The organism is Streptomyces sp. NPDC057616, from assembly GCF_042800575.1.
GTDB lineage: Bacteria > Actinomycetota > Actinomycetes > Streptomycetales > Streptomycetaceae > Streptomyces.
This window is the reverse complement of the sequence record NZ_JBHVGU010000025.1, coordinates 129,460-150,782: the sequence shown is the minus strand read 5'-3', so window position 1 is coordinate 150,782 and position 21,323 is coordinate 129,460. Positions and strand designations below refer to the sequence as shown.

Here is a 21,323-nt window from a genome sequence, read left to right as displayed (position 1 = left end):
GCTGATCCATGCGCACCTGGTCCGGCGGCAGTCGAGGCGATGGGACGAGAAGTTGGCCCGTGTGGACACGCCCTGGGATTGAAAGTCTGGCCGACACGGCGTGGAGCAGCGCCACGAAGGACGACGTCGTACGGCTGCCCGATCGTTTCCAGGGCCAGACTTCGTGAATCGTGGCACGATGCAAAGACGGCCGGAACACAAGCTCGTGCCGCACGACGAGGGGATGACCGTGTCCGCCATCACCATCGCGATGCGCCGGACGATGCGCATCGAGGGAGCACTCGGCGTGGCGGTCGTCGACTACGTCAGCCGTATGACGCTCGGGACCCTCGGCGAGCCGGACGGGCTCGACCTCGCCAAGGCCGCGAGCGGTGGCACGGACGTCGTACGCGCCAAACTCTCGGCCATGGGTCTGATCGGTTACGCGCCGGCGCGGCTGGAGGACATCCTCATCACGCTGGACACGGAGTACCACCTCATCCGGCCCCTGACCCGCCGCACTCACGAAGGACTCTTCCTCTACGTCGTCCTTGATCGGGACCGCACCGATCTGCCCAGCGTCCGCAAGGAGTTGCGGCAGATCGAGCGGATCCTGTGACGGCTTTCCACCAGCCGTTCACGGCGCCGACGCCGCGGCGACGGCAGATGCGTCCGACCGCAACCAGGTAATCGTGTCCAGCCGATCGCGTCAGCCGTACACCAGCGCCGGCTGTCGTTGCGGTCGATGCGTCAGCTCCTGGTGAGCAGATGCCGGACGACGTACCCGGCCGAGTCCACGCCGGAGCTGCCGCCTTCGACCAGTGCGGCGACGGCGATGCGTGAGTTGTACGCGGTGAGCCAGCCATTGGTGCTGGTCGCCCTCCTTCGCCAGAATCTGGCGGCCCGCCCGTCTCCTCGGATCCCGTCAACGATCTGTCTGTTCAGCCCGAGCGGCGTTCGCCGCCCGGGCTGCGTGCTCAACTACCTCGAACGCGTCACCCGGCGATCTCGATCTTTCCGTTGGTCTCCGGCCCGGGCCGGGCCGTCTCGGGCCGCCTTGTGATGCCCTTGAGCAGTTCGGCGAGGTCGACTCCGGTGGTGGAGTTCAGGAGTTCGACGCCCTGGGCCACGTTGTCGGCGACGGTGCGTGACAACTGGCTTGCTCCGTCGGTGGAGATGACGGTCATCTTGTCCACGGCGGCAAGCGGCTCGGACGCCTTGGCGACGACCTGCGGGAGCACCTCCACCAGCATCTGGAGGACCGCCGCGTCTCCGTACCGTCCGAACGCGTCGGCCTTCTTCTGCATCGCCTCCGCCTCGGCCGCACCCTTGGCACCGATCGCCGCCGCCTCGGCCTCGCCCTCCAGCCGTACCGCCTCCGCGATCGCGGCACGCCGGGATCGCTCGGCCTCGCCCTGCTTGAGGCCCTCAACGGCCTCCGCCTCGGCCAGTGCGCTACGGCGCTGCTTCTCGCCCTCACCGGTCAGCCGGGCCCGCTCGGCCTCCGCCTGCGCGGTGGCGATGCCCGCCGCCTTCTCCGCCTCGGCCTGCTTGACCCGAGCCACCCGCCGCGCCTCTGCCTCCTGCTCGGCCGCGTACCGCTGGGCGTCGGCCGGCTTACGGACCTGGGTGTCGAGCTGGCGGTCGGTCAGCGCGGCCTGCCGCTCGGCGACCTTCTCCTGCTCGGTGAGGATCTCCTGCTGCCGGGCCGCCTCGGCCAGCGGACCCGCGGCAGCGGCGCGGGCCGAGGCCTCGTCGGTCTCCGCCTTGATCTCCGCCTGCCGCAGGTAGAACGTCCGCTGCGCGACGGCGATCTCCTCCTCCGCCTTGAGCCGCGCCTGCTCGGCCGCCCGCCGGGCCACCGCCTCGGCGATGTCGGCCTCCTGCTTGGCGCGGGCGGCCTCCGGACGGCCCAGGTCCTCCAGGTAGGAGCCCTCGGTGGTGATGTCCTGGATCTGGAAGGCGTCCAGCACCAGGCCCTGTCCGGACAGACTGGCCTCCGCCTCCTCCGCGACCTGGCCGGCGAAGGCGGCCCGGTCACGGATGACGTCCTCCACCGACATCCGCCCGACGATCGCGCGCAGGGCGCCGGAGAGGACTTCCTGGGTGAAGCCGACGATGCCGTCCTGCTGCATCAGGAAGCGCTGCGCCGCGGCCCGGATGGAGTCCTCGGTGCCGCCCACCTTGACGATGGCGACGCCGTCGAGATTGGCCTTCACCCCGCGCAGGGTGACCGCGCCTCGCACGGCGACCGGGATGTGCCGCGAGGACAGGTCGAGCGTGAACTTCTGCTGCACGAACGGCACGACGAACACGCCGCCACCGACCACGACCTTCTGACCGCTGTTGTCGGTGAACACCCGGCCGGTCTCCGGATCGGTGGCCTTCTTGCCCCGCCGACCGGTGACGATGAACGCCTCGCTCGGCCCGGCGACCTTGTAGCGGCTGATGACGACGAGCGCCGACAGGACGAGGAGTACGACGACTCCGGCCACGGCGACGACGACAGGACTCATGACAGTGCCCCCAGACACGTAGCACCCCGGAGGGTTGGAAAGGCCCCGCAAGGGGCGGTCAGCAGAAAGGGAAATACGGGCTGTCGGCCGGTGCGGCGGACTTCAGCGGTCCACCGGGCGCACGAGGACGGAGGTCGCGGACGGTGCCGCCTCCACCCACACCTCGGCCCCGCGGGCCACCGGCGTCGCACTGCGCGCGGCGAATTTCACGGGCTGGCCCGCGAGTTGGAGCAGTACCTCACCGAACCCGTCGGCGGGGATGGCCGTCACCACGCTCCCGGACGTTCCGATCAGGTCGCCCCCGGTGGGCGTCACCGTCGTCTGATCACGCATCAGGGCACGGCTGAAGCGGTATGTCAGCCAGGCCGTGCCCACCCCCGACAGTGCGCCGACGCCGGTGGCGCCCACAGGGCCGACCCCGGTGGCCGCCTGGGCGATGACTCCGCCGAAGCCGGTCATCGCCAGGAATCCGGCGACGACCGGCAGCGACAGCCACCCGTCGAGACCGCCGCCCAGCGCGCCGTCGAGCGCGCCGTCCAGCAGCCCGTCGAAGACCAGCGACAGGGCGAGCAGCACGACCCCCGTGATGCCGAGCCCAAGAAACCAGGCCATTCGCGCCGTCCCCCTCTCACCAGTCGCTGATCTCCAGCTTGACGGAATCCTGACACGATGCGGCACGCTGTTTCATTGCCGTGTTCCGGCAATGTTTACGTGAATTTGATGCCGTCCATCGGCGAGCTATCACGTCTTCGCCCGGGAGGGCGACCGACAGGTGACGGCCGTGTCATCCGGCTCCCGCGGCGCGGAGGTCGGCCCTCGCCCGGGCTGGATCGACGCACGGCGCGTCTACGAGGTGGTTGTGGCTGAGAGGCTCGACACCGCCCGTGGGCTGTCGGCCGTGGAGAGACTGAGGACCATGGTGAGGCCGCCACCGGGGGTGTCCTCGGCGCGCACTGTGCCGCCCATGGCCTCGGTGAAACCGCGAGCGACGGCAAGGCCGAGGCCGACCCCGTTGCCACGCGGGGCGTCGCCGTAGCGCTGGAAGGGCTCGAAGATGCGGTCCTTGGCCTCGTCGGGGACGCCGGGGCCGCGGTCGACGACCCTGATCTCGACCCGGTCGCCGAGAACGCTCGCGGACACGAGGACCGGCTCCTCGGGGGCGTACTTCACCGCGTTCTCGACGACGTTGGCGACCACACGCTCCAGCAGGCCCTTGTCCACGCAGACCATGGGCAGCGTCTCGGGGATGTCCAGCTCCACGCCGTCCTCCGGCACACCGGCCAGTGACATCGGGACAACCTCGTCGAGGTCGATGTCCCGGATGAGCGGCGCCACGGTGCTGGTCTGCACGCGGGACATGTCCAGCAGGTTGCCGATGAGGTGGTCGAGGCGGTCGCAGCCCTCCTCGATCCCGGCCAGGAGTTCGGCCTGGTCCTGCTCCGACCAGGCGACGTCCTTTGACCTCAGCGAGGTGACGGCCGCCTTGATGCCCGCGAGAGGTGTGCGCAGGTCGTGGCTGACCGCGGCGAGCAGCGCGGTGCGCATCCGGTTCGCCTCGGCGAGCACCTTGCCCCGGTCGGCCTCCTCCTGGAGGCGTCGGCGGTCCACGACCACGGCCGCCTGGGCGGCGAATGCGGCCAGCACCCGGCGGTCCTCGGCGGGCAGCACACGCCCACAGAGGGCGAGTGCCATATGGCCGCCGACCGGCACGTCGACATCGGCGTTCTCGGGGCGCCCGGTCGGTGCGTCCGGGCCGACGCGGCCCGCGACGGTCCAGGGCGCGGAGTCGCTCTCCCGCTCCAACAGCGCCGCGGACCGCATGGCGAAGGTCTCGCACACCCGCTCCAGCAGTTCCTCCAGGCTGGTCTCACCTCGCAGCACGTTGCCCGCGAGGAAGGACAGGATCTCCGACTCGGCGCGCAGCCGGGCCGCCTGGTGGGTGCGCCGGGCCGCCAGGTCGACGACGGACGCGACCGACACGGCCACCGCCACGAAGATCGCCAGGGCGAGGATGTTTTTCGGGTCGGCGATCGTGATCCGGTGCACTGGTGGCGTGAAGTACCAGTTCAGCAGCGTGGAACCGAAGGCCGCCGAGGCGAGCGCCGGCAGCAGGCCGCCAAGCAGTGCAGCCGCCACGGTCAGCGTCAGGAACAGCAGCATGTCGTTCGTCAGGCCGAGGTCGGCGTCGACATGGGTCAGCAACAGTGTCAGGAACAGCGGGCCGCAGACACCCGCGAACCAGCCCCAGAGGATGCGTGAGCGCCCCAGCCTCGCGCCCCGTGCGATGGGCAGTCCGCGGCCCTTGCCGGCCTCGTCGTGGGTGATGAGGTGGACGTCGAGGTCGGGCCCGGACTCGCGGGCCACGGTCGCGCCCACGCCCGGCCCGAAGACGTACTGCCAGCTCTTGCGCCGGGAGACGCCGAGCACGATCTGGGTGGCGTTGGCCCCGCGCGCGAAGGCGAGCAGGGCCGCCGGTATGTCGTCCCCGACGACGTGGTGGAAGGTGCCGCCCAGGTCCTCGACCAGGGTGCGCTGGACCGCCAGTTCCTTCGGGGAGGCGGACGTCAGACCGTCGCTGCGGGTGACGTAGACGGCGAGCACCTCGCCGCCCGCCCCCTTCTCGGCCAGCCGGGCGGCGCGGCGGATCAGCGTCCGCCCTTCCGGGCCGCCGGTCAGGCCGACCACGATCCGCTCGCGCGAGCCCCAGATCTTGGAGACCCGGTGCTCGCTGCGGTACTGCTTCAGGTACTCGTCGACCCGGTCGGCCACCCACAGCAGCGCCAGCTCCCGCAGGGCGGTGAGGTTGCCGGGCCGGAAGTAGTTGGACAGGGCCGCGTCGACCTTGTCGGACTGGTAGATGTTGCCGTGCGCCATGCGCCGGCGCAGCGCCTCGGGCGACATGTCGACCAGCTCGATCTGGTCCGCCCGCCGCACCACCTCGTCCGGCACCGTCTCCCGCTGCCGCACCCCGGTGATCGACTCGACGACGTCGCCGAGTGACTCCAGGTGCTGGATGTTGACGGTGGAGACGACGTCGATGCCGGCGGCGAGCAGCTCCTCCACGTCCTGCCAGCGCTTGGCGTTGCGGGAACCGGGAATGTTCGTGTGCGCGAGCTCGTCCACGAGCGCGACCTGCGGGTGGCGCGCCAGTACCGCGTCAACATCCATCTCGGTGAAGACGGCGTCCCTGTGCGTCAGTTCCCGGCGCGGGGTCTCCTCCAGGCCATGCCGCATCACCTCGGTGCGCGGCCGGTCGTGGTGCTCCACGAACGCGACCACGCAGTCGGTGCCCCGCTCGATGCGGCGGTGGGCCTCGGAGAGCATCGCGTACGTCTTGCCGACGCCCGGTGCCGCACCCAGGTAGATCCGAAGCTTGCCACGTGCCATGTCTCTCGTCTCTACGTCGGTACGTCCGTGCGGGTCAGGTCTCGAAGCGGTAGCCCATGCCCGGCTCGGTGATCAGATAGCGGGGATGGGCCGGGTCCGCCTCCAGTTTGCGACGCAGTTGGGCCATGTAGACCCGCAGGTAGTTGGTCTTGTCGCTCCGGGAGACGCCCCAGACCGCCTGCAGAAGGTGTTTCTGCGTGACCAGACGGCCGGGATTGGTGACCAGGATTTCCAGCAGATGCCACTCGGTGGGCGTGAGCCGTACGTCTCGGCTGCCCCTCGACGCCTTCTTCGCCAACAGATCGATGGTGAACTCGTCGGTCTTTACCAGTGTGGTCTCGGGCACGAGGAAGCTCTCTTCGTTACGGCGCACGGCCGCCCTCAGCCGTGCCATGAGTTCGGCCACGCTGAACGGCTTGGTGATGTAGTCGTCCGCCCCCGCATCCAGTGCTGCAACTTTCTCGTCCGAGGCACGGCGCGCGGACAGCACCAGGACAGGCACCCTCGTCCAGCCGCGCAGCGCCTTGATCACGTCAACGCCGTCCATGTCAGGCAGGCCGAGATCCAGGATCACCACGTCGGGCCGGCGGGTGGCGGCCAGGCGCAGGGCGGTGGCGCCGTCGGGAGCCGCGTCCACTCCGTACTGCCTGGCCTGCATGTTGATCACGAGTGCTCGTACGAGTTGCGGGTCGTCCTCCACCACCAGCACCCGGGTCATGGGTGTGCGGCCTTCCTCTTGTCGGTGGGATCAGCGTTGTAGATGGGGCGGTGGGGGCCGTCGAACCAGAGCGTCCCGGTTCGGCGGCTCCCGGTCGTCGGAGTCAGTGGGCCGGGACTTCTGGACCAGCTCCTTGAGGGCGATGCTGAGCTCTCCAGGACGTTGACGTGCGGCTCGCCCATGAAACCGAGGCCGCAACCGTCGGTGTGGTGGCCTTCACCACCTTCTGGGCCTGAGCCGCGGTCAGGCCGTGAGCCGGTGGTCAGCGGGTCGAACTCATGACGGGGCCTCAGAACCTCTCCGGGAAGATGAGGGCGAGGACGAGGTATCCCAGCAGTGCGACAGCCACGACCAGGCCGACGACGGTCTCGGCGGTCACAGCTTCGCCACCCCCTTGGCGGCAAAGGCCACCAGCGCCGACACCGCGACGATGACGTAAGCCACGTCGGCCATCGAGAGCTCCTGAATGAGGTCGGTACGTTGGATCGGACCCGTACAGGAAACCCGCTGACCGGCCGGGTTCCGCTTGCCTTAACGGGCTTCATACGGCGGCTCCGGCAGCCTTGACGCACTTCTTACGACTCGCCGCCCTCCGTCCAGCCTCAGGCTGGCGTGCGGCCGTTCGTCAGTCCCGCGGTGTCCAGGGCGGCACCCGCCTGGTCGGCCAGCGTCACCGCGACCAGGCGGGCCTTGTGCGACGGAGCACTCCCCGGTGCGGGAGCCATCATGAAGCGCCCGAAGTAGTGGCCGTTGCCGTACGCCCGCAGTTCGATCTCGCCCTCGGGCCAGCCGGTCGCGTCGACGTCACAGTGCCGGCGGCCCACTGCCACCGAACCGTCCTGCTCGAGCCTCGGCGGCTGCCCCAGCAGCGTGCCGTACTCGAAGCGGCACGTACGCAGTGCGAGCAGTTCGATCAGCTGGCCTCTTACGTGCTCGACCACCGGGTCGGCCGAGTGGCTCGTGCGGGCGAGGTCGGCCGTCTCGTGGATCCGTCGGAGGTGGTCGCCGTCGGTCACCGTGACCACCTCCAATCGCCGTGCACGAGCGGCGAGTTGAGAGACGATGAGGCCGACGACGAGGAGCAGGACGGCGGTCTCGATGTCGTCCGTTTCCGTGATCGTGAACCGCTCGTAGGGTTGAGTGAGGAAGAAGTCGAACCATACGGCCGCGGACAGCGCGCCGACCGCGCCCATGATCCGGTTACCGACAGCCGCGACCGCGACGACCACCACGACCAGGATCAGGGCCGCGTTCGTGTTCGACAGGTCGGTGCGGAAGGGCATGAGCGCCAGGGCCACCAGGAACGGCCCGAGCAGTGCGCCGCCCGCGGCCATCCGGTCCCGCGGCGGAAAGCCGGTCATGTGTCCTCGCCCCCTGTGTTCGGCGTAGCGCTGGCTGCCGCCCTGCTCGGTGATCGGCAGGCGCGGGCGGGCTCATCGGCGGCGCCCGCTTGCCGCCCACACGGACACTCCCCTTACCAAGGCGCGTCGGCCCACTGCCCGGCGCCGTTTTGACGCATCCCTGACGCCTGACGCCTGGACCCTGACGCTTTCTTGATGCAGGTCACGCGAGCGCGAAGTAGCGCAGCCAGACATACGCCAGGGAGATCGCCACGGTCACGGCGGTCACGACAAGGCCGTATTTGGTGAACTGCCAGAAGGAGATGGGCTGCCGGTTGCGTTCGGCGATGCCGAGGACGACGACGTTGGCGGAGGCGCCGATGGCCGTGGCGTTGCCGCCGAGGTCCGCGCCCAGCGCGAGGGCCCACCACATGGCGTGGTCGCTCGCGCCGCCCATGTCGCGTACCAGGTCGGCGGTGATCGGCGCCATCGTGGCGACATAGGGGATGTTGTCGACGATGCCCGACAGCACCGCGGAGCCACCGAGCAGGGTCAGGGAGCCGCCCATTTCGTTGCCGCCGATCAGATCCGCCAGCTGACGCGAGATCTCGCCGACGACGCCGGTGTCGATCAGACCGCCGATCATGACGAAGAGGCCGGCGAAGAAGGCGAGCGTGGGCCATTCCACCTCGGCCAGGACATCGTGGGTGTCGACGGTGGAGACGGCGACCAGCAGGCCGGCGCCGAGCAGGGCGACGATGCTGGGTTCGTAGTGCAGCACCGGATGCAGGACGAAACCGGCGACCACGAGGGCGAGGACGACCAGGCCCTGGACGAGCAGCCGCCGGTCCCTGATGGCCTCGCCCTCCTCCAAGTCCATGATCTCGGCCGCGCGCTCCTCGTCGTAGACGAAGGACCTGCGGAACATCACCCGGCACATGACCAGCAGGACGACCACCAACACCACGATGAGCGGGGCGAGGTGGACGAGGAAGTCGTTGAAGGTGAGGCCGGCCCGGCTGGCGATGATGATGTTCGGCGGGTCACCGACCAGGGTGGCCGTGCCGCCGACGTTGGAGGCCATCACCTCGGCGATCAGGAACGGCGCGGCGGGCAGGGCCAGGCGTTCGCACACCAGCAGGGTCACCGGGGCGATCAGCAGGACCGTGGTGACGTTGTCGAGGAGTGCGGAGGCCACCGCGGTGATCACGACAAGCATGGCCATGACCCGGAAGGGTTTCGCGCGGGCCCGCTTGACCGCCCAGATCGCCAGGTACTCGAACATGCCGGTCTTCTTCAGCACGCCGACGATCATCATCATGCCCATCAGCAGGAAGATGACGTTCCAGTCGACCCCGGAGTCCTCCGAGTAGAACGCCGAGACGTCGTCGGTCGCCCCGATCGCCAGCATCAGCCCCGCACCGCCGAGTGCCACGGCGACGCGGTGGATCTTCTCGCTGATGATCAGGGCGTACGCGCCGACGAAGACGACGATCGCGGCCCAGCTGTGCCAGTTGTTCACGTTCCTCCGATTCCTCCATGGGCCCGCAGGGCCTTGGTCTGCAGGGTGTCGGCTTCATTGAGTGCGTCCGGGATGCCGGCCAATTCCTCGACGTCGAAGGCACGGGCGATCGGCACGTCCGTGGAGCTGTGGGCCACGATCGAGAACGCGATGCACACGGCGATGAGCGTGAACGCCTCTTGCGCGTGCGGGATGCCGGACTGCAGCACCAGCAGCCCGTACACCACCGAGGCGAAGCCCTTCGGGCCGAACCAGGCCGCGACCAGTTTCTCCCGCCGGGAAAGGCGGGTGCCGAGCAGCGACAGCAGGAGCGAGACCGGGCGGATCAGGAGGATCGCCAGGATCACGGCCGCATAGCCGCCGAGCGACAGGCCGCCGAAGAGCTTCGGGGTCAGCAGCGCGCCGAAGACCAGCAGTGCCGCGAACTTCGCCAGCTCCGCCAGCGCCTCGCCCAGGGGCTCGAACGACTCCTTCGCCTCCGACGAGAGGTGTGCGAGAACCGCGCCCGCCGAGAACGCCGCGAGGTAGGGATTGGCGTGGGTGAGGTGGCAGGCCGCATACAGGATGATCCCCGTGGCCAACGGCAGCAGCGGCTGCAGCTTGGGCTCGGCGCCCAGCAGCCGGAACCGCACCAGCCCGCCGACCAGCAGGGGCAGCACGATACCGAAGAGCAGGCCCAGCAGCAGCTCAACGGCGATCTTGCCGGGGGACGCTTCCAGGCCGGATGCCGTCGGACCGGCCGCCGCGATGAGGAGCATCACCACCGGGAGGGCGAGACCGTCGTTGATGCCGCTCTCCACGTTGAGCAGCTGGCGCAGCTTGGCCGGAACCTCTCTGCGGCCCACGATCGCCGAGGCGAACACCGGGTCCGTGGGCGCGAGCACCGCGCCCACCAGAAACGACGTCGTCCAGTCCAGGCCCACCAGGAAGTGGGTGACCAGCGCCATGAAGACGAACGCGAGCGGCATGCCCAGGCCGAGAGCACGGGCCGGGTTCTTCCAGTTGGCGCGCAACTTCGGCAGCGAGACGTGCATGCCGTCGGTGAACAGCACCGCGAACAGGGCGAGATCGGCCGTCACAGAAACCATCTCGCTGTCCGGCGTGATGTGGATCAGCCCGAGAACTCCGTCGGTCACGAGCGCGCCACCGACCAGGAAGAGGAAGGACGTGGACAGCACCGTCCGCGCCGCAAGGCCCGACAACAGCACCGCCACCAGCAGCGCGAAGCCGAACACCACCACCAGCACCATGGCAAACGCCCCGATCGGAAGAGAGATCTGTCCTCAACTCGCCGACCAGGCTTCCCGGCACACCGCGTGGAACCTTACCTGCTCTTGATACGTCTTTGACAGGCTCCTTATGCGCGCGCCCTGAACGTGAACATTGCCGGACACCGGCAAGCTCCGGGTGACCGATGCCGTCTCCGCCCAGCGTGGGCCCGCTCAGGAGGCGGCGATCAGCAGCCGCTCCAGCAAGTGAGCGGCTGTGATCACACCGAGCAGCCGCACACCGCTCTTGTCCTTGTCCGCCACCGCCACCAGAGGGCTGCGCACCTGCGCCATCAGCGCCGCGACCTCGAGCGCGGTCGCATCGGGGTCGGCGACCGGCGGCGCGGGCAGGCTCTTGGACAGGCAGTCGCGCACCGTGCGTCCCGCGAGGGCCTTGCACAGCTTGTCGGCGTGACGTTCGTCGACCACCGCGGCAAGCGTCGGATCGTCGATCACGTACGCCGGAACGATGGTCTTGATCATCTGGGAGGCCGGCAGGATCGCCTTCGGCGCACCCTGCTCATCGAGCACCAACAGGGCGGGCAGCCGGTGTTCGGCCATCATCCGTGCCGCCGCCATGGCGTCGGTGTCGACGCCGACGGTCTCGTACTCCACTGCCAGGTCTCGTGCCCGCACGATCGGCTCCTGAGTTTCGTTCTGTGTCCCGTTGAGGGGGAAGCGTCACGCGGCCGCAGCACCCGGGCCAACCGTCGCGCGAGGGCTCCCCGGTCATTGTGATGCAATCGACGCCGGCGGCCACGTCGGCGTTCCTCCGGTCTTCGAGCAGGTGGGACACGGCCCATGCAGCCGACCTCCACCATCCCGAGGACCCACTGTGAGACGCACGCCGATACACGGTGACAACGACGCCCCGGCCACAGAGGTCGTCGAGCTGACGCAGGGAAAGGTCGAATACCGCTTGCAGCGCCGCGGCCGAAGGACGGTCGTCGTCCTCCACGGCGGCCACATGCGGGCCGGCCTAGCCCTCGGCGAGGACGTCTTCGCCGACGAGGACTGCTCGGTACTGGTGCCGTCGCGGCCCGGGTACGGCCGCACCCCCGTCTCGACCGGCCGGTCCGCGAGCGAGTTCGCCGACGTCACTGCCGCGCTGTGCGCACGTCTCGGCATCGCGAAGATCACGGCCGTCGTCGGTGTCTCAGGCGGGGGCCCCACCGCTGTCGCAATGGCCGCACACCATCCCGAGACCGTCGAACGCCTGATCCTGCAGAGCGCCGTCGGACCGCTGCCCTGGCCCGATCGACGGACTTACCTCGGCGCCCATGTGCTCTTCGGACCCGGCCGGGAGCGGGCGACCTGGACACTCGTACGCGCGCTCGTCCGACGTGCTCCGGACACAGCCCTACGGCTGCTGTTGCGCGACCTCACGACTCTTCCGGCGGCCGAGGTCGTGGCGGGCCTACGGCCTGCGGACCGGGCACAGTTGATCGCACTCTTCTCACGGATGAGATCGGGCCACGGTTTCGTCAACGACCTGAGGGATCTCAAGACCGGCGCCGATCCAGGACTCCTGCTGGCCGACATCACCCAACCGGGCCTGGTCATCGCGAGCCGTCGCGACGGCGCAGTTCCGTTCGCCCATGCCAAGGCTCTGGCCGCTGGGCTACGGCACGCGGAACTGCTGGAGAGCTCGGCGGACAGCCACTCTGTCTGGTTCGGGGACGACTGGCCGGCGGTCGCGGCACGCATACGGGACTTCCTGTCGGCCGGCGGCCCTGCATCGGCCGCCTAAGAGCAGGCCGCGTGGCACCGGACACGGAGCAGGATCGACTCCACCCACGCTCGGATCGCCGAACAGCGAGGACGCCCCGGCCGGCCCGGTACTGACCAACACGGCTGCGTTCTCCCGTCGCTCCCCCTCCAAGGCCCGGACTGCTAATGGTTGTTGGGCCGGACGACAGGCCGATCCTGCGAACCCGTCGTGCGCCCGATCCCGGTGGCGGCATGACCGGGGCGGCGCTCCTCGGAGAAGAGACGGCGCAGCGGTCGAACGAAGCGACATGTCAGCCGCCAGGCCACGAACAGCCCCACCAGCGGTACCACCAGCCGCAGAATCCCGGTTGCGGTCCCCGTCGGCGACAAGGCCGTGAGCAACACGGTCGCTCCGACTCCGAGGATCCAGGCGAGCACCGTCAGCAGGGACAGCGCGACGGCCACCGGCACACCGCCCATTCCCAGGCCGCCGAGATCGGTGTCCGCGTCGAAGCTGTCCGAGGCGGTCACACCGGCGACCACCAGCAGCCAGAAGCCCGCGACCACCACCAGGGCCGCCGTGAAGAGGATCACGGGCAGGCCGGTGGCGGCGCCTACGAGCAACCGCATCTCCGGCTCCCTCCCTGATACGGCCGGGACAGGCGGTGCGCTGCCTCCGTGCCGGGCCCCGGGCAGCTGCCGGCGCCCGGCATCGGAACCTTTCACAGTGCTCCCCGAAGCCCATGGTGCACGCCTGAGACCTGCCGCGCATTGCCGGTCCCCGGCAGCGTTCACTAGTGTCTGCATGCCGGTGAACCGCCAAGAAACCGTCACCGGGGCATCAAGATTCCGGGGGACTGCGTGACCGAGCGGGAGATACCCGAGGCGTATCTGGAGGGCTATGCCCGGATCCTGGCCGAGGTCTCGGTCACGGGCCGGCGCCTGGTGCGCGAGGAGATCGAATCGCGCCGTGCACTGGGAGAGCAGGCCGCGGAGGCCGGCCATGGACTGCGCGCCCTGGTGGGCGCCCACCTCGCCGCGGCCCGCGCGGCCTGGCCCGATGCCCCCGGATCGGTCGACAGTACGCTCGCCGCCGTACAGCAGGTCGTCGACGCCTTCGCCGAGGGCTACGAACGCGCCCAGCGCCTCGCCGTACGCCAGGAGGAGGCCGCACGCCGGGAGTTCATCGACGACCTCCTCTACGGCCGTAGCGACCTGGGCCGCCTCGCCGAGCGCGCCGAGCGCTTCGGACTGCGCCTCTCCCACGCGCACGCGGTCGCCGTCGCACAGGGACCCGTCGCTTACGTAGAAGGTGATCCGGTGCCGCGGCAGGTGGAACACGCGCTGATCACCCGCTTCGGCAACCGCAACGTGTTGCTCACCACCAAGGACGGACAACTGCTGTGCGTCGCGCCCGGCCACGAGGACGGGGTGCTCCCCTATTTCGCCAAACAGGCGCACGCCGCCACGGAAGGCGGCCGGGTCGCCATCGGTCGCCCGCAGCCGGGCCCCGGCGGAGTCGTCCAATCCTACGAGGAAGCCCTCAGCGCCCTGGAGATGGCCGAGCGCCTCGGCCTCGACGACCCGGTCCTGCGCGCCGCCGACCTCCTCGTCTACCCGGTCCTCACCCGTGACCGCCAGGCCATGGCCGACCTCGTGGTGAACACGCTCGGCCCGCTCACCACCGCGCGGGGCGGCGCCCAGCCCCTTCTCGACACCCTCACGGCATACTTCGACTCCGGCTGCGTCGCGGCCGAGGCCGCCCGCCGACTCTCCCTGAGCGTGCGGGCCATGACGTATCGCCTGGATCGCATCCACCAGCTCACCGGTGCCAACCCGGCCGATCCCGCACACCGTTACAAACTCCAGACCGCCGTCATCGGCGCCCGGCTCCTGGACTGGCCGACCGAAGAACTGTGACGGCGGCACCCTCAGGCCGTTCAGCGGGGCGAAGCCCGGTCACCGAAGGGCTCTTGCCGCGCCATGCGGAACACCCAATGGAACGTGCAACCGCACGGATCGCCGAACCACGGCTGTCCGCGACCGTCTCACATCACTGCTCCGGGGTTCTGCCCATCTCCGCGGCGAACAGCACAGGGTCGGCGTCGAACCCCTGGACCATCTCGCGGAATCCCCACCGCCCGGACGCGTCTCTGGCGAATTCCGCGACCGTCGCCGCCGTCGCGTCGGCGACCTGCGCGAAATCGTTTACCAGCAGCTCCCGGTAGCCCTCGACCACGACCACCCCGGCATTAGATATGTCACCGAAGGTCCGCGCCCCACGATCCTGGTGAATGGCCACGCCGACCACCACGCGCCCGAACGCGCGCGACATCCGCTCGAACTCGAGCACCATCGCCTCGACGAACCCGAAGCCCATGCCGGTCTCGCTGTGCCGGCTCATGTTGATCGTGCCGTCCGGCGACCGACTCTCGGTATGGACGACGTACACAGGCCGCCCGTAAGGGTCGTCCACCGCATAGGTCGCAGCCATGATGTCGAGATGCCGAGGCGGTTCCCCGTACGGACTCGGGTCCCACCGAAGCTTCACCTCTACCTTGCCCAGCCCCTCGCCGAACCCGCTCACCTTGCCCCTCCCCGTCAGGTACCGCGAGACACCCCCGCATCGTCAAGTATGTGCTCTGACCAGGCTCTTGATACCTCCTTAGCTCGGTTGTCCCGGAAGTCATCGACTCGCGACCGGGAGATCGGTACCCATCGCGATTCACGACCAGGCTCACCACACAAGATCACACCCAGCGAAATCCGACCACAGTGGCCTCGCGAGGAACCCGCCGTCGACAACGACGACCTCCATCTCGCCTTCCGCGATCCTTGGCCTGAGCTAAGGATCTTTCTGTTGCTGCTGCGGAGAGAGGGCGGCCGTAGGCCACTATGCAACGAGCGCGCGGCGACGATCCGCGCGGCGGGCGCGGAGCCGTGCCCGCGGTTCCCCCAGGGCGCCTGTGGCCTCGACCACCAGGCGGACGCAGCACGAGAAGGCAGTGAGGAGTACCGACGCCAGGAACGCCCCGCCCCAGACGACGGTGCTCAGGACGAGGAGCGCCGCCCCCCAGACGGCAGCGGCGGCTGCCCCTGCTCGGCGGTGCATCGGGAACAGCAGCCACGGGACGACCGGGGCGAAGAAGAACATGGCGAAGCCTATGAGAACTCGCAGCCGGCGGTGACAAGCGCCTAGGCTCGTGAATCGGCCTCTACCAGGTGAAAGGTTGCGATCACGGTACCGGCAGGTAACAAGTTGTGCCGTACTGCGCGTATAGTTTCGTTGTGAGCAACCACAGCCAAGACACCGAGACAGGCAATTCGCAGGCCGGCGGAGTGCAGTCGGTGGACCGCGCCATCAGCGTCCTGGAGATCCTCGCCCAGCGCGGCGAGGCGGGCGTGAGCGAGGTCGCCGGAGAGATCGACGTCCACAAGTCCACCGCCTTCCGCCTGCTCGGCGCGCTGGAGGCGCGCGGGCTGGTGGAGCAGGCGGGCGAGCGCGGCAAGTACCGGCTGGGCTTCGGCATCGTGCGCCTCGCCGGCGCCGTCACCGGACGCATCGACATCACCCAGCAGGGCAGGCCGGTGTGCGAACGGCTCGCCGAGGAGCTCGGCGAGACCGTCAACATCGCGGTCATGCAGGAGCACTACGCGATCAACCTCTACCAGGTGCGCGGCCCGGGCGCGATCACGGCGCACAACTGGGTCGGCCAGCTGACCCCGCTGCACGCCACCTCCAGCGGCAAGGTCCTGCTGGCCCACATGCCGGCCAAGGAGCGTGCGGCGCTGCTGGCCGAGACCGGTCTGAAGAAGGTCACCCCGCACACGATCACGGCGAAGACGAAGCTCGAGAAGAACCTCGCCGAGGTGCGTGAGCGGGGCTACGCCTGGACCGTGGAGGAGTTCGAGATCGGCCTGCACGCCATGGCCGCGCCGGTTCGCAACCGCGACGGCGAGGTCATCGCCGCACTGAGCGCCTCCGGCCCGGGCTACCGCTTCACCGAGGAGCGGATGCACGAGCTGGCACCGAACCTGCTCAAGGGCGCGGAGGAGATCAGTCACCGGATGGGGTACCTGGGCTGAGCGGCCCGCGGGCCGTCACCGGGGCCGGTGGGTGCCCAGGCGCTCGTCGACCCAGTCGTGGAACGCACCGATGTGGTGCTCGCTCGGGACGAGCACGCCGCCCTTGGCGTACAGCCGGGAGCTCATGCCGGGCTGGGTGCGCTCGCAGGCGTCGAAGTCCTGGCGGTTGACCCGGTCGAAGAGCTCCACGGACCGGCTGACGTCCTTGCCGCTCTCGACGACGTGCGGCAGATAGAGCCAGTCGCACTCGACGACCGTGCGGTCCACGGCCACCGGGTACATCCGGTGGAAGATCACGTGGTCGGGCACGAGGTTGATGAACACCTGCGGCCGCACGGTGATCGCGTAGTAGCGGCGGTCCTGCTCGTCGCCGACCCCCGGGATGCGGTCCAGGCCCTCGGAGCCGTCGACCGTGAAGCCCTGGACGTCCTCGCCGAACTCCGCGCCGTGGCCGACGTAGTACTGCGCGGCGTAGCCGTCCGCGAACTCCGGTAGTACTTCCGTGAGTTCGGGGTGGATCGTGGCGCAGTGGTAGCACTCCATGAAGTTCTCGATGATGAGCTTCCAGTTGGCCTTCACGTCGTAGACGATCCGCCGGCCGACGGAGAGGTTGCCGATGTCGTAGTGCTCGATCGACTCGACGTCCCCGAGGCGGGAGACCACGTCCCCGATGACCTCCTCCTCGAAGGAGGGCGGATTCTCGGCGAGGCAGACCCAGACGTAGCCGAGCCATTCGCGGACGGCGACGTTCACCAGGCCGTACTCGGTGCGGCCGATGTCGGGCATCTTGGTCAGGTTGGGCGCGGCGACCAGCTTGCCGTCCAGGCCGTACGTCCAGGCGTGGTACGGGCACTGGAACGCCCGCTTCACCTCGCCGGACTCCTCCGTGCACAGCTTGGCGCCGCGGTGCCGGCAGACGTTGAAGAACGCGCGGATCGAGCCGTCGCGCGAGCGGGTGACGAGGATGCTCTCGCGGCCCACGTCGACGGTGCGGAATGCGCCGGGCTTGGCGAGCTCGGACGAGCGCACGGCGCAGAACCACATGGTCTCGAATATGCGCTCCTGCTCCAGGGCGAAGGTCGCCGGGTCCGTGTAGGAGGAGCCGGGAAGAGTGGCGATCAGGCTGTCCGGCAGGCTGGTCGAGGTCACAGTGCACTCCTCGGGAAACGTCGATGCGGGGAGCGCCCCGAAAGGGGCGCGGGGAACTGCGCGACCAGCCACGACGGCGCCGCACAAGGACAACGACCCATCTCGCTGATCACAGCGAAGCGATCTGCTTGCGCCACCGCATGAACAGCCGCGGCTGGTTCATGCCGAGCACCGCGACCGGCACTCCGGCCCGCCGGTAGACGGCCAGCACGTTGCGGTCGTCCGCGGTGCCTTCCTCGACGGTCACGCTGTCGGCGCCGGCCGCGTGACCGGCGAACTGGATCTTCACTCCGTACTGGTCGGACCAGAAATACGGCGGCCGGGGCACCCCCGGCTCCACCGCCCCGCCCGCCAGCAGCGTGGCGATCGCGGCGTCGGGGCGCTCGCGGGCGCCGGTCCAGTGCTCGACGCGGCGGTGGGCGCCGGCGCGCGGGTCGTACCAGTTGGCGCAGTCGCCGACCGCGACCACGCCCGCCAGGCTGGTGCGCCCGTCGGCACCGCACTTGACGCCGTTGTCGAGGTCGACGCCGGAGCCTTCCAGCCACTCGACGCACGGGCGGGCACCGACTCCGACGACCACGATGTCCGCGGGGACGGTGCGCCCGTCCTCCATCAGCACGGCCTCCACCTGCCGCTCGCCGCTGAGGCCCTTGACGCCCACGCCGCACAGCAGCCGTACGCCGTGGTCCGCGTGGAGGCCGGAGACGATCGTGCCCATCTCCTCGCCGAGCGGTCCCGCGAGCGGGGTCGGGGCCGCCTCGATCACCGTCACCTCGAGCCCGAGGGCGCGCGCGGTGGAGGCCACCTCGGCGCCGATGAAGCCGCCACCGATCACCACCAGCCGCCCACCGCGGGCCAGTTCGGCCCGCAGGGCGCGGGCGTCGTCGAGCGTGCGCAGGGTGTGCACCCCAAACAGGCCCGCGGAGCCCGGCAGGCTGCGCGCGGCGGCGCCGGTGGCGACGACGATCCCGTCGGCCCGCACCTCGGTCCCGTCGGCGAGGCGGACCGCGCGGTGCGCCGGGTCGAGTCCGGTGGCCCTGGCGCCGAGCAGCCACTCGGCCCCCAGGTCCTCGCCGTCCGTCTCCAGCACGAGATCGGCCTCGCCGACCGTGCCGGCCAGGAACTCCTTGGACAACGGCGGCCTGTCGTACGGGCGGTGGGGCTCGTCCCCGATGACGACGAGCTGCCCGTCGTAGCCCTGCTTGCGCAGGGAGCGCGCCGCCGACAGACCGGCCAGCGAGGCCCCCACCACGGCGACCTTCCTCACGCGAGACCTCCGGCGAGCCGGGCCGCGACGCAGGGAGGCAGGTTGGGGGCGTCCGTGGACACCCGGACGTGGATCACGCCGTCCTCGACCACGACCTCGTGCGTCCGGACCGGGAGCCTGGCCGGCGGGGCGTCGACCGCGCCGGTGCGCAGGTCGAACTTCGAGGCGTGCAGCGGGCATTCGACCTCGCAGCCCTCCAGCCAGCCGTCGGCGAGCGAGGCGTCCTGATGGGTGCAGGTGTCGTCGATGGCGAAGAGCTCGCCGTCGTCGGTGTGGAACACCGAGACCGGCGGATCGGTCTCGAGCCGGAAAGCCTCACCTCGTGGAAGGTCCACGAGACGGCACACGGGAATCATCATGACACCTCGGTGCGTATAGCGAAACGGATTGCGGTAAGCGCAACATCAGTCTGGGGTCGCCCTGAACCCCTGTCAAGGAGTTCAGGGACCAGGTTCATGCGAGACGCTGCGTTGCGACACACACAACACACGGCATGATGAGAAACGACGCTCGCGGTCAGAAACCGCGGTCGATCCACTCCTGCAGATGCGGCGCCTCGGCGCCGACGGTGGTCGTCTCCCCGTGGCCCGTGTGCACCACGGTGTCCGCGGGGAGGGTCAGCAGCCTCTCCCGGATCGACTCGACGATGGTCGGGAAGTGGCTGTACGACCGCCCCGTGGCCCCCGGTCCGCCCGCGAAGAGCGTGTCTCCGCCGAAGAGCGCCCCCAGGGCCGGCGCGTACAGGCATACGGCGCCCGGTGCGTGGCCGGGTGTGTGCAGGACGGTCAGCTCGATGCCGGCCACCGCCAGGGGCTGCCCGTCGGCCAGGTCGGCGTCGGGCATCCGGTCCGGGTGCGTGAGCTTCCACAGCGGCAGGTCGTCCGGGTGCAGGAGGACCGGGGCGCCGGTGCGGGCGGCCAGTTCGGGCGCGGCGTTGACATGGTCGTCGTGGGCGTGGGTGCACACGACGGCCTTCAGCGTGCGCCCGCCGACCGCCTCGGCGATCGCGTCGGCGTCGTGCGCCGCGTCGACGACGATCGCCTCGCGGTCGTCGCCGACGATCCACATGTTGTTGTCGACCTCCCAGGTACCGCCGTCCAGGGAGAACGTGCCCGAGGTGACGAGCCGTTCGACGTGGACCCGGGCCATCAGAACACCACCACCGAGCGCAGGACGTCCCCGTCGCGCATCCGCTCGAACGCCTTCTCCACCTCGTCCAGGGCGATGGTCTCGGTGACGAAGGCGTCCAGGTCCAGGCGGCCCTGGAGGTAGAGGCCGATCAGCATCGGGAAGTCGCGGCTCGGCAGGCAGTCGCCGTACCAGGACGACTTCAGGGCGCCGCCGCGGCCGAAGACGTCCAGGAGGGGCAGTTCGAGCTTCATCTCGGGGGTGGGCACGCCGACGAGGACGACCGTGCCGGCGAGGTCGCGGGCGTAGAAGGCCTGCTTGTACGTCTCCGGGCGGCCGACCGCCTCGACGACGACGTCGGCACCGAAGCCGCCGGTCAGTTCGCGGATCGCCTCGACCGGGTCGCCCTCGCGCGCGTTGACGGTGTGGGTGGCGCCCAGCTTCCGCGCGGTGGCCAGCTTGCGGTCGTCGATGTCCACCGCGATGACCTTCGCCGCGCCCGCCAGGTTCGACCCGGCGATCGCCGCGGCGCCGACACCCCCGCAGCCGATGACGGCGACCGAGTCGCCGCGGCCGACCCGGCCGGTGTTGATCGCCGCACCGATGCCCGCCATCACACCGCAGCCGAGCAGGCCGGCCGCGGCCGCGGACGCCTTCCGGTCGACCTTGGTGCACTGGCCGGCGGCGACGAGGGTCTTCTCGGCGAACGCGCCGATGCCCAGCGCCGGGGACAGCTCCTCGCCGGTCGAGGCGAGCGTCATCCTCTGCTTCGCGTTGTGGGTGTTGAAGCAGTACTGCGGGCGGCCCCGCAGACAGGCCCGGCACTGACCGCACACGGCACGCCAGTTGAGGATCACGAAGTCGCCGGGCGCGACCTCGGTGACGTCCTCGCCCACCGACTCCACGACGCCCGCGGCCTCGTGGCCCAGCAGGAACGGGAAGTCGTCGTTGATGCCGCCCTCGCGGTAGTGCAGATCGGTGTGGCACACCCCGCACGCCTCGATCTTCACCAGCGCCTCGCCCGGACCGGGGTCGGGCACGATGATCGTTTCCAGGCTGACGGGGGCGCCCTTGCCCCGCGCGACGACAGCGCGGACCTGATGCGTCATGACCACTCCTCGGCTGTGGAGAACTGAAGCTGGGAAGCCACTCGGACTGAGTTGCTCAATGCGGCACGTATCTCGTGTGCCGCAACACAGCATCATGGAGTGCAGACCCTGGGTCAAGACGCGAAACGGCCCCGGCACGGCAGA

Annotated in this window: 20 protein-coding genes; 4 read left to right on the top strand and 16 right to left on the bottom strand. The window is 69.8% G+C overall.

All coding sequences use genetic code 11. The features are described 5' to 3' along the window. Positions 1–178 precede the first annotated feature (178 nt). Positions 179–598: a hypothetical protein gene (locus ACFU97_RS29260; RefSeq protein ID WP_384262381.1), complete on the top strand. Its 420-nt coding sequence runs from the start codon at positions 179–181 to the stop codon at positions 596–598. Positions 599–974: 376 nt separating this feature from the next. Here ACFU97_RS29260 and ACFU97_RS29255 read toward each other — a convergent pair whose 3' ends face one another. From ACFU97_RS29255 to ACFU97_RS29215, 9 genes are all read right to left on the bottom strand, one after another. Next, on the bottom strand, positions 975–2,495 hold the full coding sequence (locus ACFU97_RS29255) for a flotillin family protein (protein WP_384262378.1): 1,521 nt from the start codon (positions 2,493–2,495) through the stop codon (positions 975–977). A 102-nt stretch (positions 2,496–2,597) separates the two neighbouring features. Next, positions 2,598–3,107 carry a hypothetical protein gene (locus ACFU97_RS29250; protein WP_384262376.1) on the bottom strand — a complete coding sequence of 170 codons (510 nt, stop codon included), beginning with the start codon at positions 3,105–3,107 and terminating at the stop codon, positions 2,598–2,600. Between the two features lie 234 nt (positions 3,108–3,341). Next, complete coding sequence (locus ACFU97_RS29245; protein WP_384262374.1) at positions 3,342–5,882, bottom strand: ATP-binding protein; 2,541 nt, start codon at positions 5,880–5,882, stop codon at positions 3,342–3,344. A gap of 34 nt (positions 5,883–5,916) precedes the next feature. Continuing rightward, positions 5,917–6,600, bottom strand: a complete 684-nt coding sequence (locus ACFU97_RS29240; protein ID WP_384262371.1) for a response regulator — start codon at positions 6,598–6,600, stop codon at positions 5,917–5,919. 289 nt (positions 6,601–6,889) lie between these two features. After that, positions 6,890–6,979, bottom strand: coding sequence for a K(+)-transporting ATPase subunit F (gene kdpF / locus ACFU97_RS29235; protein ID WP_344405280.1), 90 nt, complete (start codon positions 6,977–6,979; stop codon positions 6,890–6,892). Positions 6,980–7,202: 223 nt separating this feature from the next. Next, positions 7,203–7,961, bottom strand: a complete 759-nt coding sequence (locus tag ACFU97_RS29230) for a DUF4118 domain-containing protein (protein ID WP_384262368.1) — start codon at positions 7,959–7,961, stop codon at positions 7,203–7,205. Between the two features lie 202 nt (positions 7,962–8,163). Beyond that, positions 8,164–9,462, bottom strand: a complete 1,299-nt coding sequence (locus ACFU97_RS29225) for an SLC13 family permease (RefSeq protein WP_384262365.1) — start codon at positions 9,460–9,462, stop codon at positions 8,164–8,166. Continuing rightward, positions 9,459–10,712 (bottom strand): cation:proton antiporter, encoded by a 1,254-nt coding sequence (locus ACFU97_RS29220; protein ID WP_384262363.1) that lies wholly within the window; start codon positions 10,710–10,712, stop codon positions 9,459–9,461. The genes ACFU97_RS29225 and ACFU97_RS29220 overlap by 4 nt, the downstream gene beginning before the upstream one ends. Before the next feature lie 192 nt (positions 10,713–10,904). Beyond that, the gene (locus ACFU97_RS29215; RefSeq protein ID WP_384262361.1) at positions 10,905–11,366 is read right to left on the bottom strand and encodes a CBS domain-containing protein; all 462 of its coding nucleotides are present in this window, start codon (positions 11,364–11,366) and stop codon (positions 10,905–10,907) included. Positions 11,367–11,565: 199 nt separating this feature from the next. Here ACFU97_RS29215 and ACFU97_RS29210 point away from each other — a divergent pair, with 199 nt between their 5' ends. Then, a complete protein-coding gene (locus ACFU97_RS29210) occupies positions 11,566–12,480 on the top strand; it encodes an alpha/beta fold hydrolase (protein ID WP_384262358.1) in 915 nt (304 codons plus the stop codon). A 143-nt stretch (positions 12,481–12,623) separates the two neighbouring features. Here ACFU97_RS29210 and ACFU97_RS29205 read toward each other — a convergent pair whose 3' ends face one another. Then, on the bottom strand, positions 12,624–13,070 hold the full coding sequence (locus ACFU97_RS29205) for a hypothetical protein (RefSeq protein WP_384262356.1): 447 nt from the start codon (positions 13,068–13,070) through the stop codon (positions 12,624–12,626). Between the two features lie 231 nt (positions 13,071–13,301). Between ACFU97_RS29205 and ACFU97_RS29200 the strand changes: the two genes are divergently transcribed. Next, on the top strand, positions 13,302–14,360 hold the full coding sequence (locus ACFU97_RS29200) for a PucR family transcriptional regulator (protein ID WP_384262354.1): 1,059 nt from the start codon (positions 13,302–13,304) through the stop codon (positions 14,358–14,360). A gap of 133 nt (positions 14,361–14,493) precedes the next feature. Here the strand turns inward: ACFU97_RS29200 and ACFU97_RS29195 are convergent, their stop codons facing one another. Continuing rightward, complete coding sequence (locus ACFU97_RS29195) at positions 14,494–15,027, bottom strand: TerD family protein (RefSeq protein WP_384262351.1); 534 nt, start codon at positions 15,025–15,027, stop codon at positions 14,494–14,496. Positions 15,028–15,779: 752 nt separating this feature from the next. Here ACFU97_RS29195 and ACFU97_RS29190 point away from each other — a divergent pair. Continuing rightward, complete coding sequence (locus ACFU97_RS29190) at positions 15,780–16,526, top strand: IclR family transcriptional regulator (protein WP_384262401.1); 747 nt, start codon at positions 15,780–15,782, stop codon at positions 16,524–16,526. Positions 16,527–16,541: 15 nt separating this feature from the next. Here the strand turns inward: ACFU97_RS29190 and ACFU97_RS29185 are convergent, their stop codons facing one another. The 5 genes from ACFU97_RS29185 to ACFU97_RS29165 form a co-directional block, all read right to left on the bottom strand. After that, on the bottom strand, positions 16,542–17,675 hold the full coding sequence (locus ACFU97_RS29185; RefSeq protein WP_384262349.1) for an aromatic ring-hydroxylating dioxygenase subunit alpha: 1,134 nt from the start codon (positions 17,673–17,675) through the stop codon (positions 16,542–16,544). 109 nt (positions 17,676–17,784) lie between these two features. Beyond that, positions 17,785–18,942 carry an NAD(P)/FAD-dependent oxidoreductase gene (locus tag ACFU97_RS29180; protein ID WP_384262347.1) on the bottom strand — a complete coding sequence of 386 codons (1,158 nt, stop codon included), beginning with the start codon at positions 18,940–18,942 and terminating at the stop codon, positions 17,785–17,787. Continuing rightward, on the bottom strand, positions 18,939–19,301 hold the full coding sequence (locus ACFU97_RS29175; protein WP_384262344.1) for a bifunctional 3-phenylpropionate/cinnamic acid dioxygenase ferredoxin subunit: 363 nt from the start codon (positions 19,299–19,301) through the stop codon (positions 18,939–18,941). Before ACFU97_RS29175 ends, ACFU97_RS29180 begins: the two co-directional genes overlap by 4 nt. Before the next feature lie 157 nt (positions 19,302–19,458). After that, a complete protein-coding gene (locus tag ACFU97_RS29170; protein ID WP_384262342.1) occupies positions 19,459–20,091 on the bottom strand; it encodes an MBL fold metallo-hydrolase in 633 nt (210 codons plus the stop codon). Then, complete coding sequence (locus ACFU97_RS29165) at positions 20,091–21,179, bottom strand: S-(hydroxymethyl)mycothiol dehydrogenase (protein WP_384262340.1); 1,089 nt, start codon at positions 21,177–21,179, stop codon at positions 20,091–20,093. Before ACFU97_RS29165 ends, ACFU97_RS29170 begins: the two co-directional genes overlap by 1 nt. Positions 21,180–21,323 lie beyond the last annotated feature (144 nt).

Coding starts and splice junctions, on each gene's coding strand:
- ACFU97_RS29175 (WP_384262344.1), bottom strand. CDS start 19,301: ATGATGATTCCCGTGTGCCGTCTCGTGGACCTTCCACGAGGTGAGGCT.
- ACFU97_RS29260 (WP_384262381.1), top strand. CDS start 179: ATGCAAAGACGGCCGGAACACAAGCTCGTGCCGCACGACGAGGGGATG.
- ACFU97_RS29165 (WP_384262340.1), bottom strand. CDS start 21,179: ATGACGCATCAGGTCCGCGCTGTCGTCGCGCGGGGCAAGGGCGCCCCC.
- ACFU97_RS29220 (WP_384262363.1), bottom strand. CDS start 10,712: ATGGTGCTGGTGGTGGTGTTCGGCTTCGCGCTGCTGGTGGCGGTGCTG.
- ACFU97_RS29230 (WP_384262368.1), bottom strand. CDS start 7,961: ATGACCGGCTTTCCGCCGCGGGACCGGATGGCCGCGGGCGGCGCACTG.
- ACFU97_RS29255 (WP_384262378.1), bottom strand. CDS start 2,495: ATGAGTCCTGTCGTCGTCGCCGTGGCCGGAGTCGTCGTACTCCTCGTC.
- ACFU97_RS29205 (WP_384262356.1), bottom strand. CDS start 13,070: ATGCGGTTGCTCGTAGGCGCCGCCACCGGCCTGCCCGTGATCCTCTTC.
- ACFU97_RS29170 (WP_384262342.1), bottom strand. CDS start 20,091: ATGGCCCGGGTCCACGTCGAACGGCTCGTCACCTCGGGCACGTTCTCC.
- ACFU97_RS29245 (WP_384262374.1), bottom strand. CDS start 5,882: ATGGCACGTGGCAAGCTTCGGATCTACCTGGGTGCGGCACCGGGCGTC.
- ACFU97_RS29250 (WP_384262376.1), bottom strand. CDS start 3,107: ATGGCCTGGTTTCTTGGGCTCGGCATCACGGGGGTCGTGCTGCTCGCC.
- ACFU97_RS29240 (WP_384262371.1), bottom strand. CDS start 6,600: ATGACCCGGGTGCTGGTGGTGGAGGACGACCCGCAACTCGTACGAGCA.